This is a genomic window from Aeromicrobium wangtongii, assembly GCF_024584515.1.
Lineage (GTDB): Bacteria > Actinomycetota > Actinomycetes > Propionibacteriales > Nocardioidaceae > Aeromicrobium > Aeromicrobium wangtongii.
In genome coordinates, this window is the sequence record NZ_CP102173.1 from 3,672,697 (window position 1) to 3,691,611 (window position 18,915).

An 18,915-nucleotide genomic window follows, 5' to 3' on the forward strand; every position below is an offset into this window, starting at 1 on the left:
GGATGCTCGAGCGCCTGCAGCACCACACCCTCGTCAGGCACCTGCTGGTCACCCTCGCGGGTGCCGCCGGCATCGTCGCCGTGACCTTCGCACTGTCCCCGTACCGCAACTACCAGCTGGCCACGGTGGCCGCCTACCTGTGCGCGACCGCAGGTCTGACGGTCCTGGTCGGGCTGTCGGGGCAGCTGTCACTGGGGCATGGCGCCCTCATGGCGACGGGAGCCTATGCCTACGCCCTCGCCGCGACCGAGCTCGGCGACCGCGGCACCACCGGCCCGCTGCTGCTGGTGGTCCCGATGATCGCCGCGGTCCTCGCCAGTGGCGTGATCGGCGGGATCATCGGACTGGCGGGGGCCAGGCTGCACGGCCCCTACCTGGCCGGTCTCACCCTGACGCTGACGATCGTGGTCCCGGCGATCACCACGACCTTCTCGGGCAAGCTCGGCGGGGACCAGGGACTCTCGGTGCTGGTCGAGCCGGCCCCGGTGGGCCTGGGGATCAACTTCCCGCTCGAGCGCTGGCAGGCGTGGATCGCCTGCGGTGCCGCGCTGCTGACGATGTTCCTGCTCGCGAACCTGGCCAGCAGCCGCCTCGGACGCGAGATGCGGGCCGTCCGTGACGACGAGGTGGCCGCCCGACTCGCCGGCATCGACGTCGGCCGGACCAAGGTCATCGTCTTCGTGGCCAGCGCCGCGGCGGCCGGCCTCGGCGGCGGCGTGCTGGCGGTCCTGACGCAGTCGGTGTCGCCGGGAGCCTTCTCGCTCTCGTTCAGCCTGTTCCTCCTGATGGCCGTGGTCGTGGGCGGCGTCGGCCACCTCGCGGGAGCGGTCTGGGGCGCCTTGATCCTGGTCGCCCTGCCCGAGCTCACCGCCTCGCTCGCCGACGCGATCGGCTCGTCCCCGAAGCTCGCGGAACGCCTCGACGGCAATCTGCCGCTGCTCGTGTTCGGCCTGGTCCTGATCCTGGTGACGATCGTCTTCCCGCGCGGCCTGCAGGGCCTGCTGACGTCGCTCACGCACCGATCCACCCCGTCCCGCAAACCCACCACCACCCCAACCAGTTCGGAGTTCATCGATGCATAGCTCACGTCATCTCCGGCGGCCGCTCGTCGCGGTCGCCTCGCTCAGCCTGATCGGCACCCTCGCAGCCTGCGGTGGCGGCAGTGACTCCGCCACAGCCTCGACGCCGGGCGTCACCGACGACTCGATCCTCGTCGGCACGCACATGCCGCTGACCGGTCCGGCCGCCGCGGGGTACTCCACGATCTCCCCGGCGACCAAGGCGTACTTCGACTACGTCAACGACAAGGGCGGGGTCCACGGCCGCAAGATCACCTACAAGGTCAAGGACGACGGCTACAACCCGGCGAACACCCAGTCGGTCGTCCGCGAGCTCGTGCTCAAGGACAAGGTCTTCGCCGTCGTCAACGGCCTCGGGACGCCGACCCACACCGGCGTGCTGGACTTCCTGAAGACCAACAAGGTCCCCGACCTGTTCGTGGCCTCGGGGAGCCGCAGCTGGAACCAGCCCGAGAAGTACCCCACGACCTTCGGCTTCCAGGCCGACTACACGACCGAGGCCAAGGTCCAGGCGACCTACATCAAGGAGAACCTGGCCGACAAGACCGTGTGCTTCCTGGGCCAGGACGACGACTTCGGCGAGGACACCCTCAAGGGCCTGACGCAGGTCCTGGGCGAGGACGGCGTCAAGGAGCGCCAGTCGTACGTCACCAGCAACACCAACGTCGGCCCGCAGATCGGCAAGCTGAAGGCGGCCGGCTGCGAGGTCGTCTCGCTCGCGACGGTTCCGGGCTTCACCGCCCTGGCCGTGGGCACCGCGGCGCGGCTGCAGTTCAAGCCGCAGTGGATCAGCACGTCGGTCGGCGCGGACTACTCGACGGTCGCCGGTGCACTCGGTGAGGCCGCCCCGCTGCTCGAGGGATTCCTCAGCACGAACTACCTGCCGTCGCAGTTCGATGACGACAACGAGTGGATCACGCTGTTCAAGAAGATCAACGAGGACTACAACAAGGGCGCCCCGTTCACCGGCAACACCGTCTACGGCATGACCGTCGGCTACCTGTTCGTGCAGGCGCTGCAGCAGAACGGCAAGGAGCTGACCCGCCAGTCCCTGATCGACACGATCGAGGAGGGCGGTCTCGACGGGCCCGGGCTGATGGGCCTGCGGTTCTCCAAGGACGACCACTCGGGCTACGGCGGCGCCCAGATGGCCAAGATCACCGGCACCACCCAGGACTACTTCGGACCGGTCTACGCGACCGACGACGGCGAGACGCCGGTCAAGGAGTACACGGAGGGTGCGACCACCCCGCCGAAGGACGGCATCCCCACCAAGTAAGAAAACGCTGGGCCTGACGTTTCGACGGCGACACGCCGTGCGTGTCGGTCAGAACGTCAGGCCCAGCGGGCTCAGCCGGTTGCCGCCCGGGCCGGAGCGGGGTTACGGTCGCCATCTCGGCGCACCGGCCCAGGGGGTCCGCATGATCAGTCCACGTCACAGGTCCTTGGTCATCGGCGCGGCGGCAGCCTTGGTGCTGTCGCTCGGCGGGGTGTCTCCGGCGGTGGCGGCCGATCCCGTCGCCGGCGCGCAGACGTCCGGCGACTCCCTGTTCCCGAATGTCGGCAACGGCGGCTACGACGTCAGGCACTACGACATCGCCCTCGACTACGACGCGACCTCCAAGGCAGTCGAGGCGACCACGACCATCGACGCCTCCGCACCGCGTCCACTGTCGTCGTTCTCGCTGGACTTCGAAGGGCTGACGATCGGCTCGGTCACGGTCGACGGAGTCCCGGCCTCCTTCGAGCGCATCATCGACGCGGACGCCACGAAGTACAAGCTGGTCGTCACGCCGGCCCAGCCGGTCAGTGGCGACTTCACGACGACCGTCACCTACTCGGGCGTCCCGACCACCCACGTCGATCCGGACGGGTCGTCGGAGGGCTGGATCCCGACCAGTGACGGCGCGAGCTTCGTCAACGAGCCCGTCGGGGCGATGACGTTGTTCCCCAACAACAACACCCCCCGGGACAAGGCGACCTTCGACATCGCACTGACGATCCCGTCGACGATCAACGGCTCGCCCGCGGCGGCGGCCAGCAACGGCCGGCTGGTCTCGACGGTCGCCGACGGCGACACGACCACCTGGCGATGGCAGCAGAACCAACCCATGGCGACCTACCTGTCGCTGGTGTCGATCGGCGCCTTCGCGGTGCGCGAGAGCACGATCGCGCTCAGCGGAGGCCGCACGATCACCGAGCACAGCTTCATCGACGCCGGCATCACCGGCCCGGCGCTGGACGCGGTCGAGGCCGAGCGGGCCAAGCTCGGTCCGATCCTGAACTACCTGGAGAGCCGGTTCGGCCGGTATCCGGGCGACAGCACCGGTGTCGTGGTCGACAACACCGATGTGGGCTATGCCCTGGAGACCCAGGACCGGCCCTTCTTCGAGGGCGAGCTGGACGAGTCGACCCTGGTGCACGAGCTGGCCCACCAGTGGTTCGGCGATGCGGTGTCGGTGACCGACTGGTCCGATCTGTGGCTCGCCGAGGGACCCGCGACCTTCGTGGAGGCCCAGTACGCCTTCGACACCGGCCGCACCGACCAGACGCCCGCCGCCACCCTGCGGGACCAGTGGAGCCGGACGTCCCCGACGAGCCCGACGTACACGACGCCCATGGCCGGATTCACCGATCCGGCGCGCCTGTTCGGGGGACAGACCTACAACCGGGGCGCCCAGTCGCTGCAGGCGCTGCGCACGACGATCGGCGATGACGACTTCGCCACCATCATGTCCACCTGGATCGCCACGCGCCGAGGAGCAACCGGCTCGACGGCCGACTGGATCGCTCTCGCGCAGCGGGTCACCGGCCTGGACCTCACGGCGTTCTACCAGGACTGGGCGTACGACGCCGACAAGCCGGCGTGGCCCGCCGAGCGGTCGTCCACGCCCAGGCCGAGCATCTCCGGCGCCCGCGAGGTCGGGCAGACCCTCACCGCCAGCACCGGTTCGTGGGAGCCGGGCACGAGGCTGACCTACCAGTGGTTCGCGGACGGCACGCGGATCGCCGGGGCGACCGGCGCCTCATACGTCCTGACACCGGCGGCCCTCGGTCGGCGCATCTCCGTGCGGGTGACCGGCACGAGCGTCGGTTTCGCCCGGGCGTCGACCACCAGCCCGAGCACCGGCGCGATCACCCGCGGCACGCAGAGCAGGCATCCACGGCCGCGGATGTCCGGCACCGCGAAGGTCCACCGGGTGCTGCGGGTGCGACCCGGCACCTGGGACACCGGGACGAGACTGTCCTACACCTGGTACGTCGACGGCCACCGCGCCCGCGGGGGCCGCGACGGCTCGTTCCGGGTGCCCCGCAGCGCCAAGGGCGACCGGATCCGGGTCCGGGTGACCTCGACCAAGGCCGGGTACGGCCGCCGCAGCGAGCTCAGCGCGAGGTCCCCCAGGGTCAAGTGACGCTGGGCCTGACGTTTTGACGGCGACACGCCGTGCGTGTCGGTCAGAACGTCAGGCCCAGCGGGGTGTCAGTGCTTCTTGGAGCGACGCGGGACGAGGTGCATGATCGCGACGACGATCGCGCCGACCACGGCACCGATGACCGCCGAGGCACCGGTGTTGACCAGCCAGCCGACCGCCCCGCCGCCGGCGTCTTCCTCCCAGTGGTGGACGTGCTCGTACGGCCAGTGCCAGCCGAGATCGTCGACGCCCACCAGCAGGATGTGGCCACCGACCCACAGCATCGCGACGATACCGACGCTGGACAGCACGCGCAGGAAGATCGGCATGCCCCGCACCAGACCGCGGCCCACCTTCTGCGAGATCTTCGACGACCGCTCGGCCAGGTGCAGCCCGATGTCGTCCATCTTCACGATCAGGCCGACCACGCCGTACACGAGGATCGTGATCAAGAACGCCACCACGATCAGGATCGCCGCGCGGGACAGGAAGGGCTCGTCAGCGACCTCGTTGAGGGCCAGCACCATGATCTCGGCCGACAGGATCAGGTCGGTGCGGATGGCGCCGGCGGCCATCGCGTCCTCGTGGTCGGCCCCACCCGCGGCGACCGGCTCGACCGGCTCCTCGTGGTGGCCCGGGCCGAACTTCTCCCAGATCTTCTCGGCCCCCTCGAAGGCCAGGTACGTCCCGCCGACCATCAGGATCGGCGTGAGCAGCCAGGGCACGAACTGGCTGAACAGCAGCGCCAGCGGCAGGATGATCAGCAGCTTGTTGCGCAGCGACCCGATCGCGATGCGCTTGATGACGGGCAGCTCCCGCGAGGGGTTGAAGCCCTGGACGTACTGCGGGGTGACCGCGGTGTCGTCGATCACGACGCCCGCCGACTTCGCGCTGGCCCGGGCCGCTGCGGCACCGATGTCGTCGACCGAGGCGGCCGCGAGCTTGGCCATCGCCGCGATGTCGTCGAGCAGGGCGACCAGTCCGCCGGCCATCAGGCGGCTCCCACGAGATTCATGAGATCAAGAGTAGGGCGTGGCTACTAGCGCGCGGCCCAGAAGGCGAGCAGCGCCTCGGTGGCGTCGGCCTCGCTGAGCGGTCCGCGGTCCATCCGCAGGTCCAGCAGGAACCGGTAGGCCTCGCCGACCTCGGGACCGGGCTCGATGCCCAGGATCGACATGATCTGGGCACCGTCGAGATCGGGCCGGATGGAGCCGAGCTCCTCCTGCTCGGCGAGGACGGCGATGCGGTGCTCCAGCTCGTCATAGGTCCGCTGCAGCCGCAGCGCCTTGCGCTGGTTGCGGGTCGTGCAGTCGGCGCGGGTCAGGATGTGCAGCCGCTCGAGCTGGTCCCCGGCGTCACGGACGTACCGCCGCACGGCCGAGTCGGTCCACTCGCCGGAGCCGTAGCCGTGGAACCGCAGGTGCAGCTCGATCAGCGTGGCGACCTGGTCGATGACGTCATTGCTGTAGCGCAGGGCCTTGAGCCGCTTGCGCGCCATCTTGGCACCGACGACGTCGTGGTGGTGGAACGTCACCGTCCCGCCCTCGACGAAGCGTCGCGTGCGCGGCTTGCCGATGTCGTGCAGCAGCGCGGCGAGCCGGATCACCAGGTCCGGCGCCGTCTCCAGCCGGTCCTCCAGGGCGATCGCCTGCTCCAGCACGATCAGGGAGTGCTCGTAGACGTCCTTGTGGCGGTGGTGCTCGTCGCGCTCCAGGATCAGGGCCGGCAGCTCGGGCAGCATCTGCTCGGCCAGGCCGGTCTCGACCAGGAGCCGCAGACCATCGACGGGACGGTCGCTGAGCAGCAGCTTGTCGAGCTCGTCGCGGATGCGCTCGGCCGAGACGATCTCGAGGCGCTCCGCCATCCGGGTCATCGCGGCGACGACCTCCGGCGCGGCGGTGAAGCCCAGCTGGGCGGCGAACCGGGCGGCGCGCATCATCCGCAGCGGATCGTCGCTGAACGACTGCTCGGGGGTGACGGGCGTGCGCAGCACCTGGGCGTCGATGTCGGCGAGGCCGCCGAACAGGTCGACGAACTCCCGCGACGGCAACCGGATCGCCATCGCGTTGACCGCGAAGTCACGCCGCGAGAGATCACCGTCGAGGGTGTCGCCGAACCGGACCTCCGGCTTGCGGGACGCCTCGTCGTAGGCATCGGTGCGGTAGGTGGTGATCTCCAGCTGGTGATCGCCCTTGCGCAGCCCGATCGTGCCGAACTCGCGGCCGATGTCCCAGATCGCGTCGGCCCAGGAGGCGGCGATGCTCTCGATCTGCTCGGGACGTGCGGAGGTCGTGAAGTCCCAGTCGTTGCCCGGGCGTCCGAGGACGGCGTCACGGACCGGTCCACCCACGATGGCCAGCTCATGACCGGCGGCCTCGAACAGCGCACCGACCTCGGCCAGGAACGGGTTGGCGTCGAGCTCGGCGTCGATCCTGGCCCGACGGTCGGGGGTCAGCGAGGTCGGGGGCACAGGGAGACACTCTATCGGGCGGGCCGTCGGGCCCCTACGTCTAGCATGTCCGGGTGAGCAGCCGCCGGTCCACGATCCTCGTCGCGCTGCTCGTGACGACCCTCGCGGCGCTCGTCGGCGGTGTGCCGGCCACCGCGGCCGACGATGATCCCGACCTGCGGGTCGCGATCCGCACGCTCGATCCGACTCTTCTGGCACCGGGCCGCGACGTGACGATGACCGGAACGGTCACGAATGCCGACCAGCACAGCTGGACCGCCGCGCAGGCCTATCTGGTGATCCCGGCGTCCCCGTTCACGACCCGTGCCCAGATCAACCGGGCCATGAGCAATGGCAGCTCCTACACCGGTGAGCGAGTCGTCGAGGTCGGCGCGTTCGACGAGCTCGGCGACCTCGCACCCGGCCAGTCCGTGGACTTCAGCATCGAGGTCCCGTACGAGCAGCTCGGGATCAGCGGCGCGGAAGGCGTCTACCCCGTGGGCGTGCAGATCCTGGCGACCGACGAGGACGGCAGCCGCAGCCAGAACGCGGTCGCCCGCGCGACGACCTTCCTGCCGCTGGTGTCATCGGCCCGCGAGCCCGTGCCGACATCGATCGTGTGGCCCTTCCTGATGCCCGACTGGCGTGACGTCCGCGGCCACTACGTCGATCCGGAGGGCCTGCTCGCCGCCGTGGGACCCGGAGGCCGCCTGCGCAACCTGCTCGACCTGGCTGCCAGCACCCCGGCCGACGGGGCCACGGTCGTGATCGACCCGGCCCTGCTGGTCGGGGTGGACGACGTGGCCCACGGCCGCCACGTGGACCGGGACATCGAGATCACCGAGGAGCAGAAGGCGGCCGCGGAGACGTTCCTGACCGATCTGTTGGTGTTCACCCGCTTGCGCAGCCCGTGGATCCTGGACTTCGACCGCCCGGACGTCCTGGCGCTGGCCGACAACCCGGCCCTGCGCGAGCCCCTCCAGGAGACGATCGACCGGGCGACCGAGCAGGCCCTGACCACCTACCAGATCAGCGGCCGGCGGGTGTCCTGGCCGACGCGTGACGGCGTGACCCGCACCCTGCTGGGCAAGCTGCGCGGCAACGGCGACAGCCCGGTCATCGTGACGCCCCGCTCGCTGCCGGGCTGGGAGCAGCGGCTCGGCACCCTGGTCAAGTACGAGAGCCCCAGCGGACCGGTGCCGCTGGTGGTCGACGACATCGACTCCGGCGACACCCCCGGCGAGGACTCCGTCGTCGCCCTGCGCCAGCGCCTGCTCAGCCAGGCCTCCCTGGCGGTGCTGGAACGCTCCCTCGACCCGCAGTCACAGGCCGATGCCGTCGTGCTGGTCGATCCGCAGTGGGATCCGGGCAGCGATTGGAGCGCCGGCGAGCTCGCCACGGCCTTCGCGGCGCCGTTCGCGCAGCCCACGAACCTGGACTCGCAGCTGACCCGTGCGCTGCCGGCGTACGAGGGAGGTGTGCCCACCCGGGCCAAGGCCCGCCCGCTCTCGTCCCGGCAGCTGCGCGCCGCGAACGAGATCGTGACGAAGGGCCGACTGCTGAGCGCGATCCTCTCCGACAGCGCGGCCGTCGACACCGCCGTCGAGCGGGACGCCGCCGAGGCGCTGGCGGTGCGCTGGCGCCTGCGGCGCACCGAAGGGCTGGACGTCGCACGGGCCCGGGCGCGCACCACGGGAGCATTGCTCGACAAGATCTCGATCGAGGCACCCTCCTCGGTCACCCTGTCCAGCTCCAAGGGCGGCTTCCCGCTGACCATCCGCAACGAGACGGATGAGGCGATCCGCATCGGGGTCGACCTGGAGTCCAGCAATCCTGCCCTCTCGATCCCCGCGGTCGAGCCGGTCGCCATCGCGGCAGGCGAGCGCCGGACGCTGACGGTGCAGGTCGACCTGGGCAGCCAGCGCGCGACCTTCCTGACCGCGCGCCTGACGGCCCGCGACGGACAGCCCGTCGGGGACACCACGACGTTCAAGGTCCGGTCGAGCAGCATCAGCACGGTGCTGTGGATCGCGATGGGCGCTGCCGGGGTGTTCGTCCTGGTGGCCCTCGGCCGCCGGTTCATCCGACGCCGCAGCAGCACCTCCACCGAGCAGCCGGCGGACGACGATGACTGAGTCGACCGACAGCACCCAGCAGACCGTCGCCCGGGCCAGCGCCTGGATGGCGCTGGGGACGATCGTCTCGCGCATCACCGGCTTCCTGCGGGCCGGCCTGCTGGCCCTGGTCATCGGCACCCAGCTCAACGGCGACCTGTTCGACATCGCGAACACGATCCCCAACACGCTGTACATCCTGCTCGCCGGCGGCATCTTCAACGTTGTCCTGGTGCCCCAGCTCGTCCGGGCGATGAAGAACGACCCCGACGGCGGCGACGCGTACGCGAACCGGGTCATCACCCTAGGCGTGCTCGTGCTCGGGGTCGGGACCCTGCTGCTGATGGTGTTGACGCCGCTGCTGCTGCGGATCGTGTTCGACCCGCAGCTGTTCGAATCGGAACTCTCGGCGCAGCGCGACTCCGCCCATCTCCTGATGCTGCTGTGCCTGCCGCAGGTGTTCTTCTACGGCGTGTTCGTCCTGGTCGGCCAGATCCTGAACGCCCGCAAACGGTTCGGCCCCATGATGTGGGCGCCGATCGTCAACAACGTCGTGGCCTGCTGCGTCGTGATCGCCTACGCCTTCATCTTCGGCACGAGCAACGGGGTCGACGGGTTCACGACCACCGAGGCGGTCCTGCTGGGTGCCGGGTCGACGCTCGCCATCGTGCTGCAGGCACTCGTGCTGGTGCCGTTCCTGCGCCGTGCCGGATTCCGCTACCGCCCGCGGTTCGACTTCCGGGGCGTCGGGCTCGGCCACACGATGCGGCTGGCCGTGTGGACGCTGATGTTCATCGTGGTCAACCAGATCGCCTTCATCGTCATCAACCGACTGGCCACCGGCGCGACGCTCGGCGGGGCGACCGACGGCGAGAAGGGCGCCGGCTCGACCGTCTACGGGCTCGGCTACCTCATCAGCCAGCTGCCGCACGGCGTCATCACCGTGTCGCTGGCCACCGCGATCCTCCCGACACTGGCTGCTCTGGCTGCCGAACGCCGCTACGACCGGTTCCGGCTCGAGCTGGGTCGCACGGTGCGCATCGCGCTGGTCATCGTGGTGCCGATCGCGGTGGCCCTGGCGTGCCTGGGCCAACCGGCCGCGGCCATCGCCGGCGGCTTCGGCGCACTCGGCGGCAGCACCATGGCCATCGGCTACACGATCCAGGCCTTCGCCCTGGCCAGCGTGACCTTCACGATCCACTACATGATGCTGCGCGGCTTCTACGCCAACGAGGACAACCGGACCCCGCTGTTCATCCAGCTCGTCATCGCCGCCGTGAACATCGCCGTGGCAGTCGTGCTGGTCCAGCTGGTCGATCCCAACCGGGTCGCGATGATGCTGGCGCTGGCGTACGGCATCGCCTATCTCATCGGCGCCTTCTTGTCCGTCACGCTGCTGTCGCGGGCGATCGGGCCGATCGTGGACCGGGAGATGCGCTTCTTCATCCGCCGCATGACGGTGGCCGTGCTGCTGACCGCCTTCGTGACGCTCGGCGTCGCCAACGGTCTGGACGCCGCCGGAGTCGAGCCGGCGCGGGCGCTCGGCGGCCTGATCACCACGCTCGTGGCGGGTCTGGCCGGGGCCGTGACCTATGTCGCTGCTTCACGGGTCGTCGGTCTCAAGGAGCTCGACCACCTCGTGAGGTCGCTGCTCCGCCGAGGTTGATCCGGCCGCCCCGCGCCGCCCCAACTAACATGGCAACCACGCAGCACGGCGGTTGACGAGGGGCGGACGATGAGCGAGAGGCGGACACTGGCCTCCGGTGACGTCCTGGCCCGTCGTTACCGGCTCCAGGAGCTCATCAGCGAGCGTCACGGCTCCACCACCTGGCGGGCCCACGACCAGATCCTGAACCGCAACGTCGGCATCGAGGTCATCTCCAGCCGGGATCCGCGCGCGGAGCACTTCCTGCGGGCCGCACGGGAGTCCACCGCAGTCACCGATCCTCGGTTCCTGCGCGTCCTGGACCTCGTCGAGAACGAGCGCGGACACCATCTGGTGATCCGCGAGTGGGCACGGGCCTTCGGCCTGGACCAGCTGCTCGCGCAGTCGTCACTGCCCAACCGGCGCGCCGCGACCGTGGTGGCCGAGGTCGCCGAGGCGATCGCCCACGCGCACGAGCACGGCACCTACCACCGGCGGCTGACTCCTCGCCAGGTGCTGCTCAAGCAGTCCGGCGCCGTGCGGGTCGTCGGGCTCGGGGTCGCGACCGCCCTCGCCCCGGTGGGTCGCCAGGACACCTTGTCGGACCTGCAGGCCTATGAGCAGCTCGATGTCGAGGCACTGGGCAAGCTGCTGTACGCCTGCGTCACGAGCCGTTGGCCCGGCGGCGACGTCGACGGGCTGCTGGCCGCACCCACCGAGCACGACAGGCTGCTGCGGCCGCGTCAGGTCCGGGCCGGTGTCTCGCGCGATCTGGACCAGGTGGCCGACCGCATCCTCGGGTCACCGCCGCGGCACCACGCGACTCCGCTGCGCAAGGCCGCCGACATCGGACGGACGCTGCGGCTGACCGGCGAGGACGAGGACGTCCTGGACGACCAGCCGAGCCTGGCCGGGATATCGTCACCGGACCTGCTGCGCCTGGACCCGGTGATCGTGCCGGGCGGACCGCCGCCGGGCCTCGAGCCCCCGCGGCGCCGGCCCAAGGCCTACGAGCCGGCACCGCCCACGACGTTCGAGCGTGGCAAGGAGCGGGCCAAGGGTGCAGCCCGTGGGGATCGCGGCCTGATCCTGCTGGGCGTGGTCGGCGCCCTCGTGATCATGACGCTCATCGGCGTCCTGGCGAGCCGGGCCGGCCAGCACTCCTCTGATGCCGTGAACGACTCCTCGCCGCTGCGGGTCCTCCCGATCCAGCGCGCGACGGACTTCGACCCGCAGGGTGAGGACGGCCAGGAGAACCGCGCGGACACCACGTTCGCCATCGACGGCCTGCCGGAGACGGGTTGGCGGACGTCCACCTACCTGGGATCGGCCGCCCTGGGCGGGCTCAAGGACGGGGTGGGCATCGTGCTGGATCTCGGCGGCGTGCGCGAGGTCGACTCGGTGCGCCTGCGGCTGTCCGGCGCCCCCACCAGCCTGGTGATCTACGCGGCGCCCGAAAGCATGGACAAGACGCCGCGGTCCCGGGGCGACCTGTCCACCGTGGCAACTGTCGAGGGTGCCGGGTCCGATGCCAGCATCTCGTTGCGGTCGGGCATCCTCACGCGGTACGTGGTGATCTGGCTGACCTCCCTCCCGGAGGTCGAACCCGGCTCGTTCCGCGGCGAGATCCGCGATGTCGTGATCCGTGGTCGCTCCTGAGGGCGTCGGGGGTCCGTCCGGGAATGCCGGGCACCTAGAATCGGTTGATGTCAGCACATCGACCAGAAGGGTTTTCATGAGCGACGACGTTCGTAACCTCATCATCATCGGCTCCGGTCCGTCGGGCTACACGGCGGCCATCTACGCGGCCCGTGCCAACCTCAACCCGCTGGTCTTCGAGGGTTCCGTGACCGCCGGTGGCGCGCTGATGAACACCACGGACGTGGAGAACTTCCCCGGCTACCCCGATGGCATCATGGGCCCCGAGCTGATGGACAAGCTCCGCGCCCAGGCCGAGCGCTTCGGCGCCGAGCTGGTCGCCGACGACGTCACGTCGGTCGAGCTGACCGGTGACATCAAGACCGTCCGTCTCGACGACGGGACGACGCACCGCGCCAAGGCCGTCGTGCTGGCCATGGGCTCGGGCTACCGCAAGCTCGGCCTCGACGGCGAGGACCGCCTGTCCGGCCACGGTGTGTCGTGGTGTGCCACGTGTGACGGCTTCTTCTTCCGTGAGCAGAACATCGTGGTCGTCGGTGGCGGTGACTCTGCGCTGGAGGAGGCGAACTTCCTGACCCGCTTCGCCTCGAAGGTCACCCTGGTCCACCGCCGCGACGAGCTGCGTGGCTCCAAGATCATGCAGGACCGCACGCTGGCCAATGACAAGATCGAGATCGCCTGGAACTCCGAGGTCGCCGAGATCATCGGCGAGGACAAGCTCGAGGCGCTGACGCTGCGTGACACCGTCACGGGCGAGACCCGCCGCCTCGACGCGACCGGGCTGTTCATCGCGATCGGCCACGATCCGCGCTCGGAGCTGCTGACCGGTCAGGTCGACCTCGATGACGAGGGCTATGTCCTGGTCAAGCCCGGCAGCACCGCCACCAACGTCCCCGGCGTGTTCGCGGCCGGCGACCTGGTCGACCACACCTACCGCCAGGCCATCACCGCCGCGGGCACCGGATGCTCCGCAGCCCTGGACGCCGAGCGGTACCTCGCCGACCAGGACTCGGCCGGTGAGCCTGCCACGGATGTCGCCATGGCGCAGTGGGCGGAATAACCGTCCCACCCAGACGTTCAACCATTCACAGACCTCAAGGAGAACACCATGGCTGAATCCACTCTCGGCGCCGTGACCGACGCCAACTTCGACGAGCTCGTGCTCAAGGCCGACGGCCCCGTGCTGGTCGACTTCTGGGCCAGCTGGTGCGGCCCGTGCCGTCAGCTCGCTCCCATCCTCGAGGAGATCGCGGCCGAGAAGGGCGAGAAGCTGACCATCTTGAAGATGGACGCGGACGCCAACCCGGTGACCCCGGCGCAGTATCGCGTGACGGGCCTGCCGACCATGAACCTGTACTACAAGGGTGAGGTCGTGAAGTCGATCGTCGGCGTGCGGCCCAAGAGCGCGATCCTGAACGACCTGAACGAGTACGCCGGCTGACACCAGCGGCAACGAAAAGGCCCGGCATCCCTTGGGGTGCCGGGCCTTTTCATATCCAAAGAGCCTTGTAACCAAGGCGGTTTGTCGACTTATCGTCAAGTCGCCTTATCGGTTAAGTCGCCTTATCGGTTAGTCGCCTTGTCTGTTCGGATCCATCATCGTCACGATGCGCTCGAGATCGTCGATCGTGGCGAACTCCACGGTGATCTTTCCCTTCGAGCGGCCGAGGTCGACCTTCACCCGGGTGTCGTAGGCCTCGGACAGTCGCGAGGCCAGATCCGCCAGTCGCGGCGACGACGCCCGGGCCGTGGAACGCGCAGCGGGACGCTTGGTGCCGTCCGCACCGGCCGCGACGATCTCCTCCAGGGCACGCACTGACAGCCCTTCGGCGACGACCCGCATGGCCAACCGGTCCTGGATCTCGGGATCGGCGACACTGACCAGGGCGCGGGCATGTCCGGCCGACAGCACACCGGCGGCGACCCGGCGCTGGACCGTGGGGGTCAGCTTGAGCAGCCGCAGCGTGTTGCTGATCTGGGGACGCGAGCGACCGATCCGATCGGCGAGCTCCTCGTGGGTGCAGCCGAAGTCCTCCAGCAGCTGCTGGTAGGCCGATGCCTCTTCCAGCGGGTTCAGCTGCGAGCGGTGCAGGTTCTCCAGGAGGGCGTCGCGCAGCAGGTCCTCGTCGGACGTGTCGCGGACGATCGCCCCGATCGTGGCGAGCCCGGCCTTGCCGCTGGCGCGCCAGCGTCGCTCCCCCATGATGAGCTCGTAGCGGTCCTTGGCGACCTCGCGCACGACGACCGGCTGGAGCAGTCCCACCTCCTTGATGGAGTGGACCAGCTCGGCCATGTGGTCCTCGTCGAAGACCTGACGCGGCTGACGCGGGTTCGCCACGATCTGGTCGAGGGGGATCTCGGCGAACCGGGCGCCCTGGATCTCCTGGAGGCCGGAGGCCTGGGCCTCGGCCGGGCTCGACGGGATCAGGGACTCCAGTCCCCGTCCCAGGCCACGACGTGCACTCATCGGTTGCTCCCTCTGCTCCCGGCCATCGCGATCTCGCGGGCCGCCTCCAGGTACGACAGTGCTCCGGACGATGTCCGGTCGTAGGTCACGACCGACTGGTGATAGCTCGGCGCCTCGGAGATGCGCACCGAGCGCGGAATCGGCGTCGAGATGACCTTGTCGCCGAAGTGCGAGCGCACCTCCTCCGCCACACCGGCGGACAGGCGCGTCCGACCGTCGTACATCGTCAGCAGGATCGTGGTGATCTCCAGCTTGGGGTTCAGGTGCGCCCGGATCAGGTCGATGTTGCGGATCAGCTGCCCCAGGCCCTCGAGCGCGTAGTACTCGCACTGGATCGGGATCAGCACCTCCCGGCCGGCCACCATGGCATTCACGGTCAGCAGCCCCAGCGACGGCGGGCAGTCGATCAGCACGTAGTCGAAGCGGTCCCCTGCTTCCGCACGCTCCTTCAGGTAGCTCTGCAGTGCGCGGTCGAGGCGCGACTCACGCGCCACCAGTGACACCAGCTCGATCTCGGCGCCCGCCAGGTCGATCGTCGCGGGCAGCACCGTCAGGCCGGGGATGTCCGGGCACGGCTTGACCAGCTCGGCCAGATCGGTACCGTCGACGATCGCCTCGTACACACCGGGCGTGCCCTCGGCATGGGGGATGTTGAGCGCGGTCGAGGTGTTTCCCTGGGGATCCAGGTCCACCACCAGCACCCGCAGGCCCTTGAGTGCCAGTGCTGCGGCGATGTTGACCGTGGTCGTCGTCTTGCCGACCCCACCCTTCTGGTTCGCCACGACGAACACTCGGGTGTTCACGGGACGCTCGAACCGGGAGACCTCACTGGCCCGCTGCAGCAGCGAGACGTGCTCGGCAGCCGCTGCGGCCAGTGGCGTGGACTCGTCATTGGACGGAACCGGGACGGCGTAGGTGGATGCGGCGGTGGGTGGTGTGCGCCGTGGGTGCTGCTGATCGCTCATGCAATCCCCTTCATGGTTTCACGTGAAACATGGCTCACTTGGTGACCTCGACCACCGTGGTCGGGACGTCTCCGTTCTCGTACGTCGCCACCACGATAGACGTTGCGCCGAGACGTCGAAGGGTTGGCGTGGCCGCCTCGATCTCGTCGGCGGCACTCCGGCCCTTCAAGGCGAGCAGCACTCCCCCGGGAGACACCAGTGGCATGCACCACCGACCGAGCTTGTCGAGCGCCGCCACCGCACGGGCGGTCACCACGTCGAAGGTCTCGTGCACGTCCTCGGCGCGACTGCGCAGCACGCGGACGTTGTCGAGGCCGAGTGACGTCACGGCCTCTTCCAGGAACGTGGTGCGGCGCAGCAACGGCTCGACCAGGGTCACCGTGAGGTCGGGACGGGCGATGGCCCACACGAGTCCGGGCAGTCCTGCACCGGTGCCGATGTCGGCAACCGTGGCGCCGGCCGGAATGCGCGGCACAACGACGGCCGAGTTCATGATGTGTCGGTCCCAGATACGGGGGACCTCCCGTGGGCCGATCAGTCCACGGACGACACCGTCGGTGGCCAGGATGTCGGCGTAGCGCTCCGCCAGGTCGAGGCGAGACGAGAACACCCCCGCCGCGTGCGGCGGGGGTGTTTCACGTGAAACATCGCCGGCGTCGGGTGACGCGGGAGAGTCGGACATCGAGACGTCTACTCCGCTGCCGTGTGGACCACGACGTACCGGTGCGGCTCGGTGCCATCCGAGGAGCTCCCGAGACCCGCAGCGGCCACGGCGTCGTGGACGACCTTGCGCTCGAAGGGCGTCATAGGGTCCAGGGAGACAGACGGCTCGCCGGCCTTGACCTTCTCGATGGCGGCCTCGGCGACCGCCACGAGCTCGGTGCGACGCGCGGCGCGGAAGCCGGCCACGTCGAGCATCAGGCGGCTGCGCTCGCCGGTCTCGCGGTACACGGCCAGCCGGGTCAGCTCCTGCAGAGCGTCCAGCACATCGCCGTCGCGACCCACGAGGTGGTCCAGGGCGCCAGTGCCGCCCACGATCTCCACCGCAGCGCGATCGCCGTCGACGTCCATGTCGATGTCGCCGTCCAGATCGGCGATGTCGAGCAGGCCCTCGAGGAAGTCCGCGGCGATGTCACCCTCGTTCTCGAGCTTCTCAGCGTCACTCATGACTTGTCGCCTCGCTTCGGATCGTTCTTCGTGGGCTTGACCGGTCCGGGCTGACGCGCGGTGATGTCCGGCTTCTTCTTCGGCTGCTTGGGAGCCGGCTTCTTCGCGGCCGCCTTGGGGGCGGGCTTCTGCGGGGGAGTCGGCTTCTTGCGCTGGCTGCGGGGCTGGTTCTTCGGCTGCGCGCGCGGAGCCGGCTTGGGCTGCTCGATGACCACCGTGTGCGGGTCCTCGGCAGGCGTCTTGCCGTGCTTCTTGTCGCGCTCCTGCTTGGCCTTGAAGGCAGGGGTCCCGGGCGCCGGGTTGTTGCGGATGACGTAGAACTGCTGACCCATGGTCCAGAAGTTCGAGGTGGTCCAGTAGAACAGCACGCCCAGGGGGAACGCCACGCCACCGACCGCGAAGACGACCGGCAGGATGTACAGCAGGAGCTTCTGCTGCTGGGCGTACTGACCGGTCATCGCGTCGGCCGGCATGTTCTTGCTCATCAACTGGCGCTGGGTCGTGAACTGCGTCGCACACATGATGAGGACCAACGACATCGTCAGGATCTTGGTCTCGACCGCATCGCTCTTCAAGAAGGTGTCCGCGATCTGCGCACCCAGGAGCTTGGCGCCCTGCAGCTGCTCGGCGTTCTCCGCTGTCATGAAGCCCCGGGCTCCCTCGGCGCCGTTGCGAGCCGCCTGGTCGATGACCCGGAACAACGCGAAGAAGATCGGCATCTGCAGGATCAGCGGCAGGCACGAGGCGAACGGGTTGGTGCCCGTCTCCTTCCACAGCTTCATCTGTTCCTGGGTCAGCCGCTCCCGGTCGTGCTTGTACTTCTGCTGAAGCGCCTTGATCTGCGGCTGGAGCAGCTGCATGTTGCGGCTGGACTTGATCTGCTTGACGAACAGCGGGATCAGCAGGGTACGGATCGTCACGGTGAGACCGATGATCGACAGGACCCACGTCCATCCGGAGTCACCGGAGAGCCCGATAGCCTCGAACAAGCGGTGCCAGACCAGCAGGATCCCGGACACGGCGTAGTACAGCGGCGTCATGATCGCGCCGCCGATGTCGCCTAGGAAGCCGAACATTGTTCTCCTCTGTGTGACTGCGGAACCGGGTCGTAGCCGCCGGCACTCCACGGATGGCATCGCAGGACGCGACGACCAGCAAGCCAGGTACCGCGCACCGCCCCATGAGTCTCCACGGCCTGCAAAGCGTAGGCCGAGCAGGTCGGATGGTAGCGGCACACCTGGCCGTACAACGGGCTGATGGCGAATCGATACGCCTTCAGCAACCAGATCAAGATGTGCTTCATCGAACGCCCGAACGGGCCAGTGCCGCATCCAGGTGCTCGGCGAGCGTCGACGAGTCGGCTCCCTGCGAGGAGGGAAGCGCTCGGACGACCACCCGGGACCCGCCCGGAAGGGCGTCGACCCGAGCACGCATCAGGTGTCGCAGCTGGCGCTTGACGCGATTGCGCTGCGCCGCCGAACCCACTGCCTTGCTCACGACGAAACCGACGGACGTGTGTCCGCCGGTTCCTGGAACGACATGGGTGACGAGGGTGGGCTGAGCTCCTCTGGCTCCACGACGGATCGTGTGCCGGAAGTCCTCCCCGTTGCGCATGCGTTGACCGCGCGCGAGCAACGGATCAGGCAGACAGCTTGGCGCGACCCTTGCGCCGACGGTCCGCGAGGATCGCGCGGCCGGCACGGGTGCGCATGCGCAGGCGGAAGCCGTGCTTCTTGGCACGACGACGGTTGTTCGGCTGGAAAGTACGCTTGCTCACGATGCAGTCCTTCTGATGTGTGGTGTCTCACGGATTCACGTGGATTCGGCCGTTCGACGGCCACCGCTCGCCCACGAACGATCAGTGATCGCGGGCACGCGGCGGAAGTCGTTCTGGGACGACTAGACAACGGTACGGGGGCGCTTGACCGGGGTCAAACTGACCCCATACGCCGCATCG

Annotated in this window: 18 protein-coding genes; 8 read left to right on the plus strand and 10 right to left on the minus strand. The window is 69.1% G+C overall.

The features are described 5' to 3' along the window. The first annotated feature begins 2 nt into the window (after window positions 1-2). From NQV15_RS18005 to NQV15_RS18015, 3 genes are all read left to right on the plus strand, one after another. Window positions 3-1,082, plus strand: coding sequence for a branched-chain amino acid ABC transporter permease (locus NQV15_RS18005; RefSeq protein ID WP_232403454.1), 1,080 nt, complete (start codon window positions 3-5; stop codon window positions 1,080-1,082). Beyond that, window positions 1,075-2,358 carry an ABC transporter substrate-binding protein gene (locus NQV15_RS18010; protein ID WP_232402441.1) on the plus strand — a complete coding sequence of 428 codons (1,284 nt, stop codon included), beginning with the start codon at window positions 1,075-1,077 and terminating at the stop codon, window positions 2,356-2,358. The genes NQV15_RS18005 and NQV15_RS18010 overlap by 8 nt, the downstream gene beginning before the upstream one ends. Before the next feature lie 142 nt (window positions 2,359-2,500). Then, window positions 2,501-4,492, plus strand: a complete 1,992-nt coding sequence (locus NQV15_RS18015; RefSeq protein ID WP_232402443.1) for a M1 family metallopeptidase — start codon at window positions 2,501-2,503, stop codon at window positions 4,490-4,492. Window positions 4,493-4,560: 68 nt separating this feature from the next. Here the strand turns inward: NQV15_RS18015 and NQV15_RS18020 are convergent, their stop codons facing one another. Together NQV15_RS18020 and NQV15_RS18025 are read right to left on the minus strand one after the other, a co-directional pair. Next, a complete protein-coding gene (locus NQV15_RS18020) occupies window positions 4,561-5,484 on the minus strand; it encodes a DUF808 domain-containing protein (RefSeq protein WP_232402445.1) in 924 nt (307 codons plus the stop codon). A 47-nt stretch (window positions 5,485-5,531) separates the two neighbouring features. Then, complete coding sequence (locus tag NQV15_RS18025; RefSeq protein ID WP_232402447.1) at window positions 5,532-6,962, minus strand: CCA tRNA nucleotidyltransferase; 1,431 nt, start codon at window positions 6,960-6,962, stop codon at window positions 5,532-5,534. Window positions 6,963-7,015: 53 nt separating this feature from the next. On the opposite strand from NQV15_RS18025, the gene NQV15_RS18030 reads away from it, so the two are divergent. The 5 genes from NQV15_RS18030 (at window position 7,016) to trxA (ending at window position 13,800) form a co-directional block, all read left to right on the plus strand. Next, the gene (locus NQV15_RS18030; protein WP_232402450.1) at window positions 7,016-9,076 is read left to right on the plus strand and encodes a DUF6049 family protein; all 2,061 of its coding nucleotides are present in this window, start codon (window positions 7,016-7,018) and stop codon (window positions 9,074-9,076) included. Then, entirely contained in the window at window positions 9,069-10,721 is a 1,653-nt protein-coding gene (murJ, locus tag NQV15_RS18035; protein WP_232402452.1) for a murein biosynthesis integral membrane protein MurJ, read from the plus strand. Before NQV15_RS18030 ends, murJ begins: the two co-directional genes overlap by 8 nt. A gap of 69 nt (window positions 10,722-10,790) precedes the next feature. After that, window positions 10,791-12,359 (plus strand): protein kinase family protein, encoded by a 1,569-nt coding sequence (locus NQV15_RS18040; protein WP_232402453.1) that lies wholly within the window; start codon window positions 10,791-10,793, stop codon window positions 12,357-12,359. A gap of 76 nt (window positions 12,360-12,435) precedes the next feature. After that, window positions 12,436-13,419 carry a thioredoxin-disulfide reductase gene (gene trxB, locus NQV15_RS18045; protein ID WP_232402455.1) on the plus strand — a complete coding sequence of 328 codons (984 nt, stop codon included), beginning with the start codon at window positions 12,436-12,438 and terminating at the stop codon, window positions 13,417-13,419. A 48-nt stretch (window positions 13,420-13,467) separates the two neighbouring features. Continuing rightward, the gene (trxA, locus tag NQV15_RS18050; RefSeq protein ID WP_232402457.1) at window positions 13,468-13,800 is read left to right on the plus strand and encodes a thioredoxin; all 333 of its coding nucleotides are present in this window, start codon (window positions 13,468-13,470) and stop codon (window positions 13,798-13,800) included. 129 nt (window positions 13,801-13,929) lie between these two features. On the opposite strand, the gene NQV15_RS18055 is transcribed toward trxA, so the two are convergent. The 8 genes from NQV15_RS18055 to rpmH form a co-directional block, all read right to left on the minus strand. Further along, entirely contained in the window at window positions 13,930-14,826 is an 897-nt protein-coding gene (locus NQV15_RS18055) for a ParB/RepB/Spo0J family partition protein (protein WP_232402459.1), read from the minus strand. Continuing rightward, entirely contained in the window at window positions 14,823-15,791 is a 969-nt protein-coding gene (locus NQV15_RS18060; protein ID WP_232402469.1) for a ParA family protein, read from the minus strand. The genes NQV15_RS18055 and NQV15_RS18060 overlap by 4 nt, the downstream gene beginning before the upstream one ends. Before the next feature lie 34 nt (window positions 15,792-15,825). Then, entirely contained in the window at window positions 15,826-16,401 is a 576-nt protein-coding gene (gene rsmG / locus NQV15_RS18065) for a 16S rRNA (guanine(527)-N(7))-methyltransferase RsmG (protein ID WP_232402478.1), read from the minus strand. An 80-nt stretch (window positions 16,402-16,481) separates the two neighbouring features. After that, window positions 16,482-16,958 (minus strand): Jag family protein, encoded by a 477-nt coding sequence (locus NQV15_RS18070; RefSeq protein ID WP_232402480.1) that lies wholly within the window; start codon window positions 16,956-16,958, stop codon window positions 16,482-16,484. Further along, window positions 16,955-18,034: a membrane protein insertase YidC gene (yidC, locus tag NQV15_RS18075; protein ID WP_232402481.1), complete on the minus strand. Its 1,080-nt coding sequence runs from the start codon at window positions 18,032-18,034 to the stop codon at window positions 16,955-16,957. The genes NQV15_RS18070 and yidC overlap by 4 nt, the downstream gene beginning before the upstream one ends. Next, window positions 18,019-18,261, minus strand: coding sequence for a membrane protein insertion efficiency factor YidD (gene yidD / locus NQV15_RS18080; protein WP_232402483.1), 243 nt, complete (start codon window positions 18,259-18,261; stop codon window positions 18,019-18,021). Before yidD ends, yidC begins: the two co-directional genes overlap by 16 nt. Continuing rightward, window positions 18,258-18,659 (minus strand): ribonuclease P protein component, encoded by a 402-nt coding sequence (rnpA, locus tag NQV15_RS18085; RefSeq protein ID WP_257125071.1) that lies wholly within the window; start codon window positions 18,657-18,659, stop codon window positions 18,258-18,260. The genes yidD and rnpA overlap by 4 nt, the downstream gene beginning before the upstream one ends. Continuing rightward, window positions 18,598-18,735 carry a 50S ribosomal protein L34 gene (gene rpmH, locus NQV15_RS18090; RefSeq protein WP_056210619.1) on the minus strand — a complete coding sequence of 46 codons (138 nt, stop codon included), beginning with the start codon at window positions 18,733-18,735 and terminating at the stop codon, window positions 18,598-18,600. Before rpmH ends, rnpA begins: the two co-directional genes overlap by 62 nt. Window positions 18,736-18,915 lie beyond the last annotated feature (180 nt).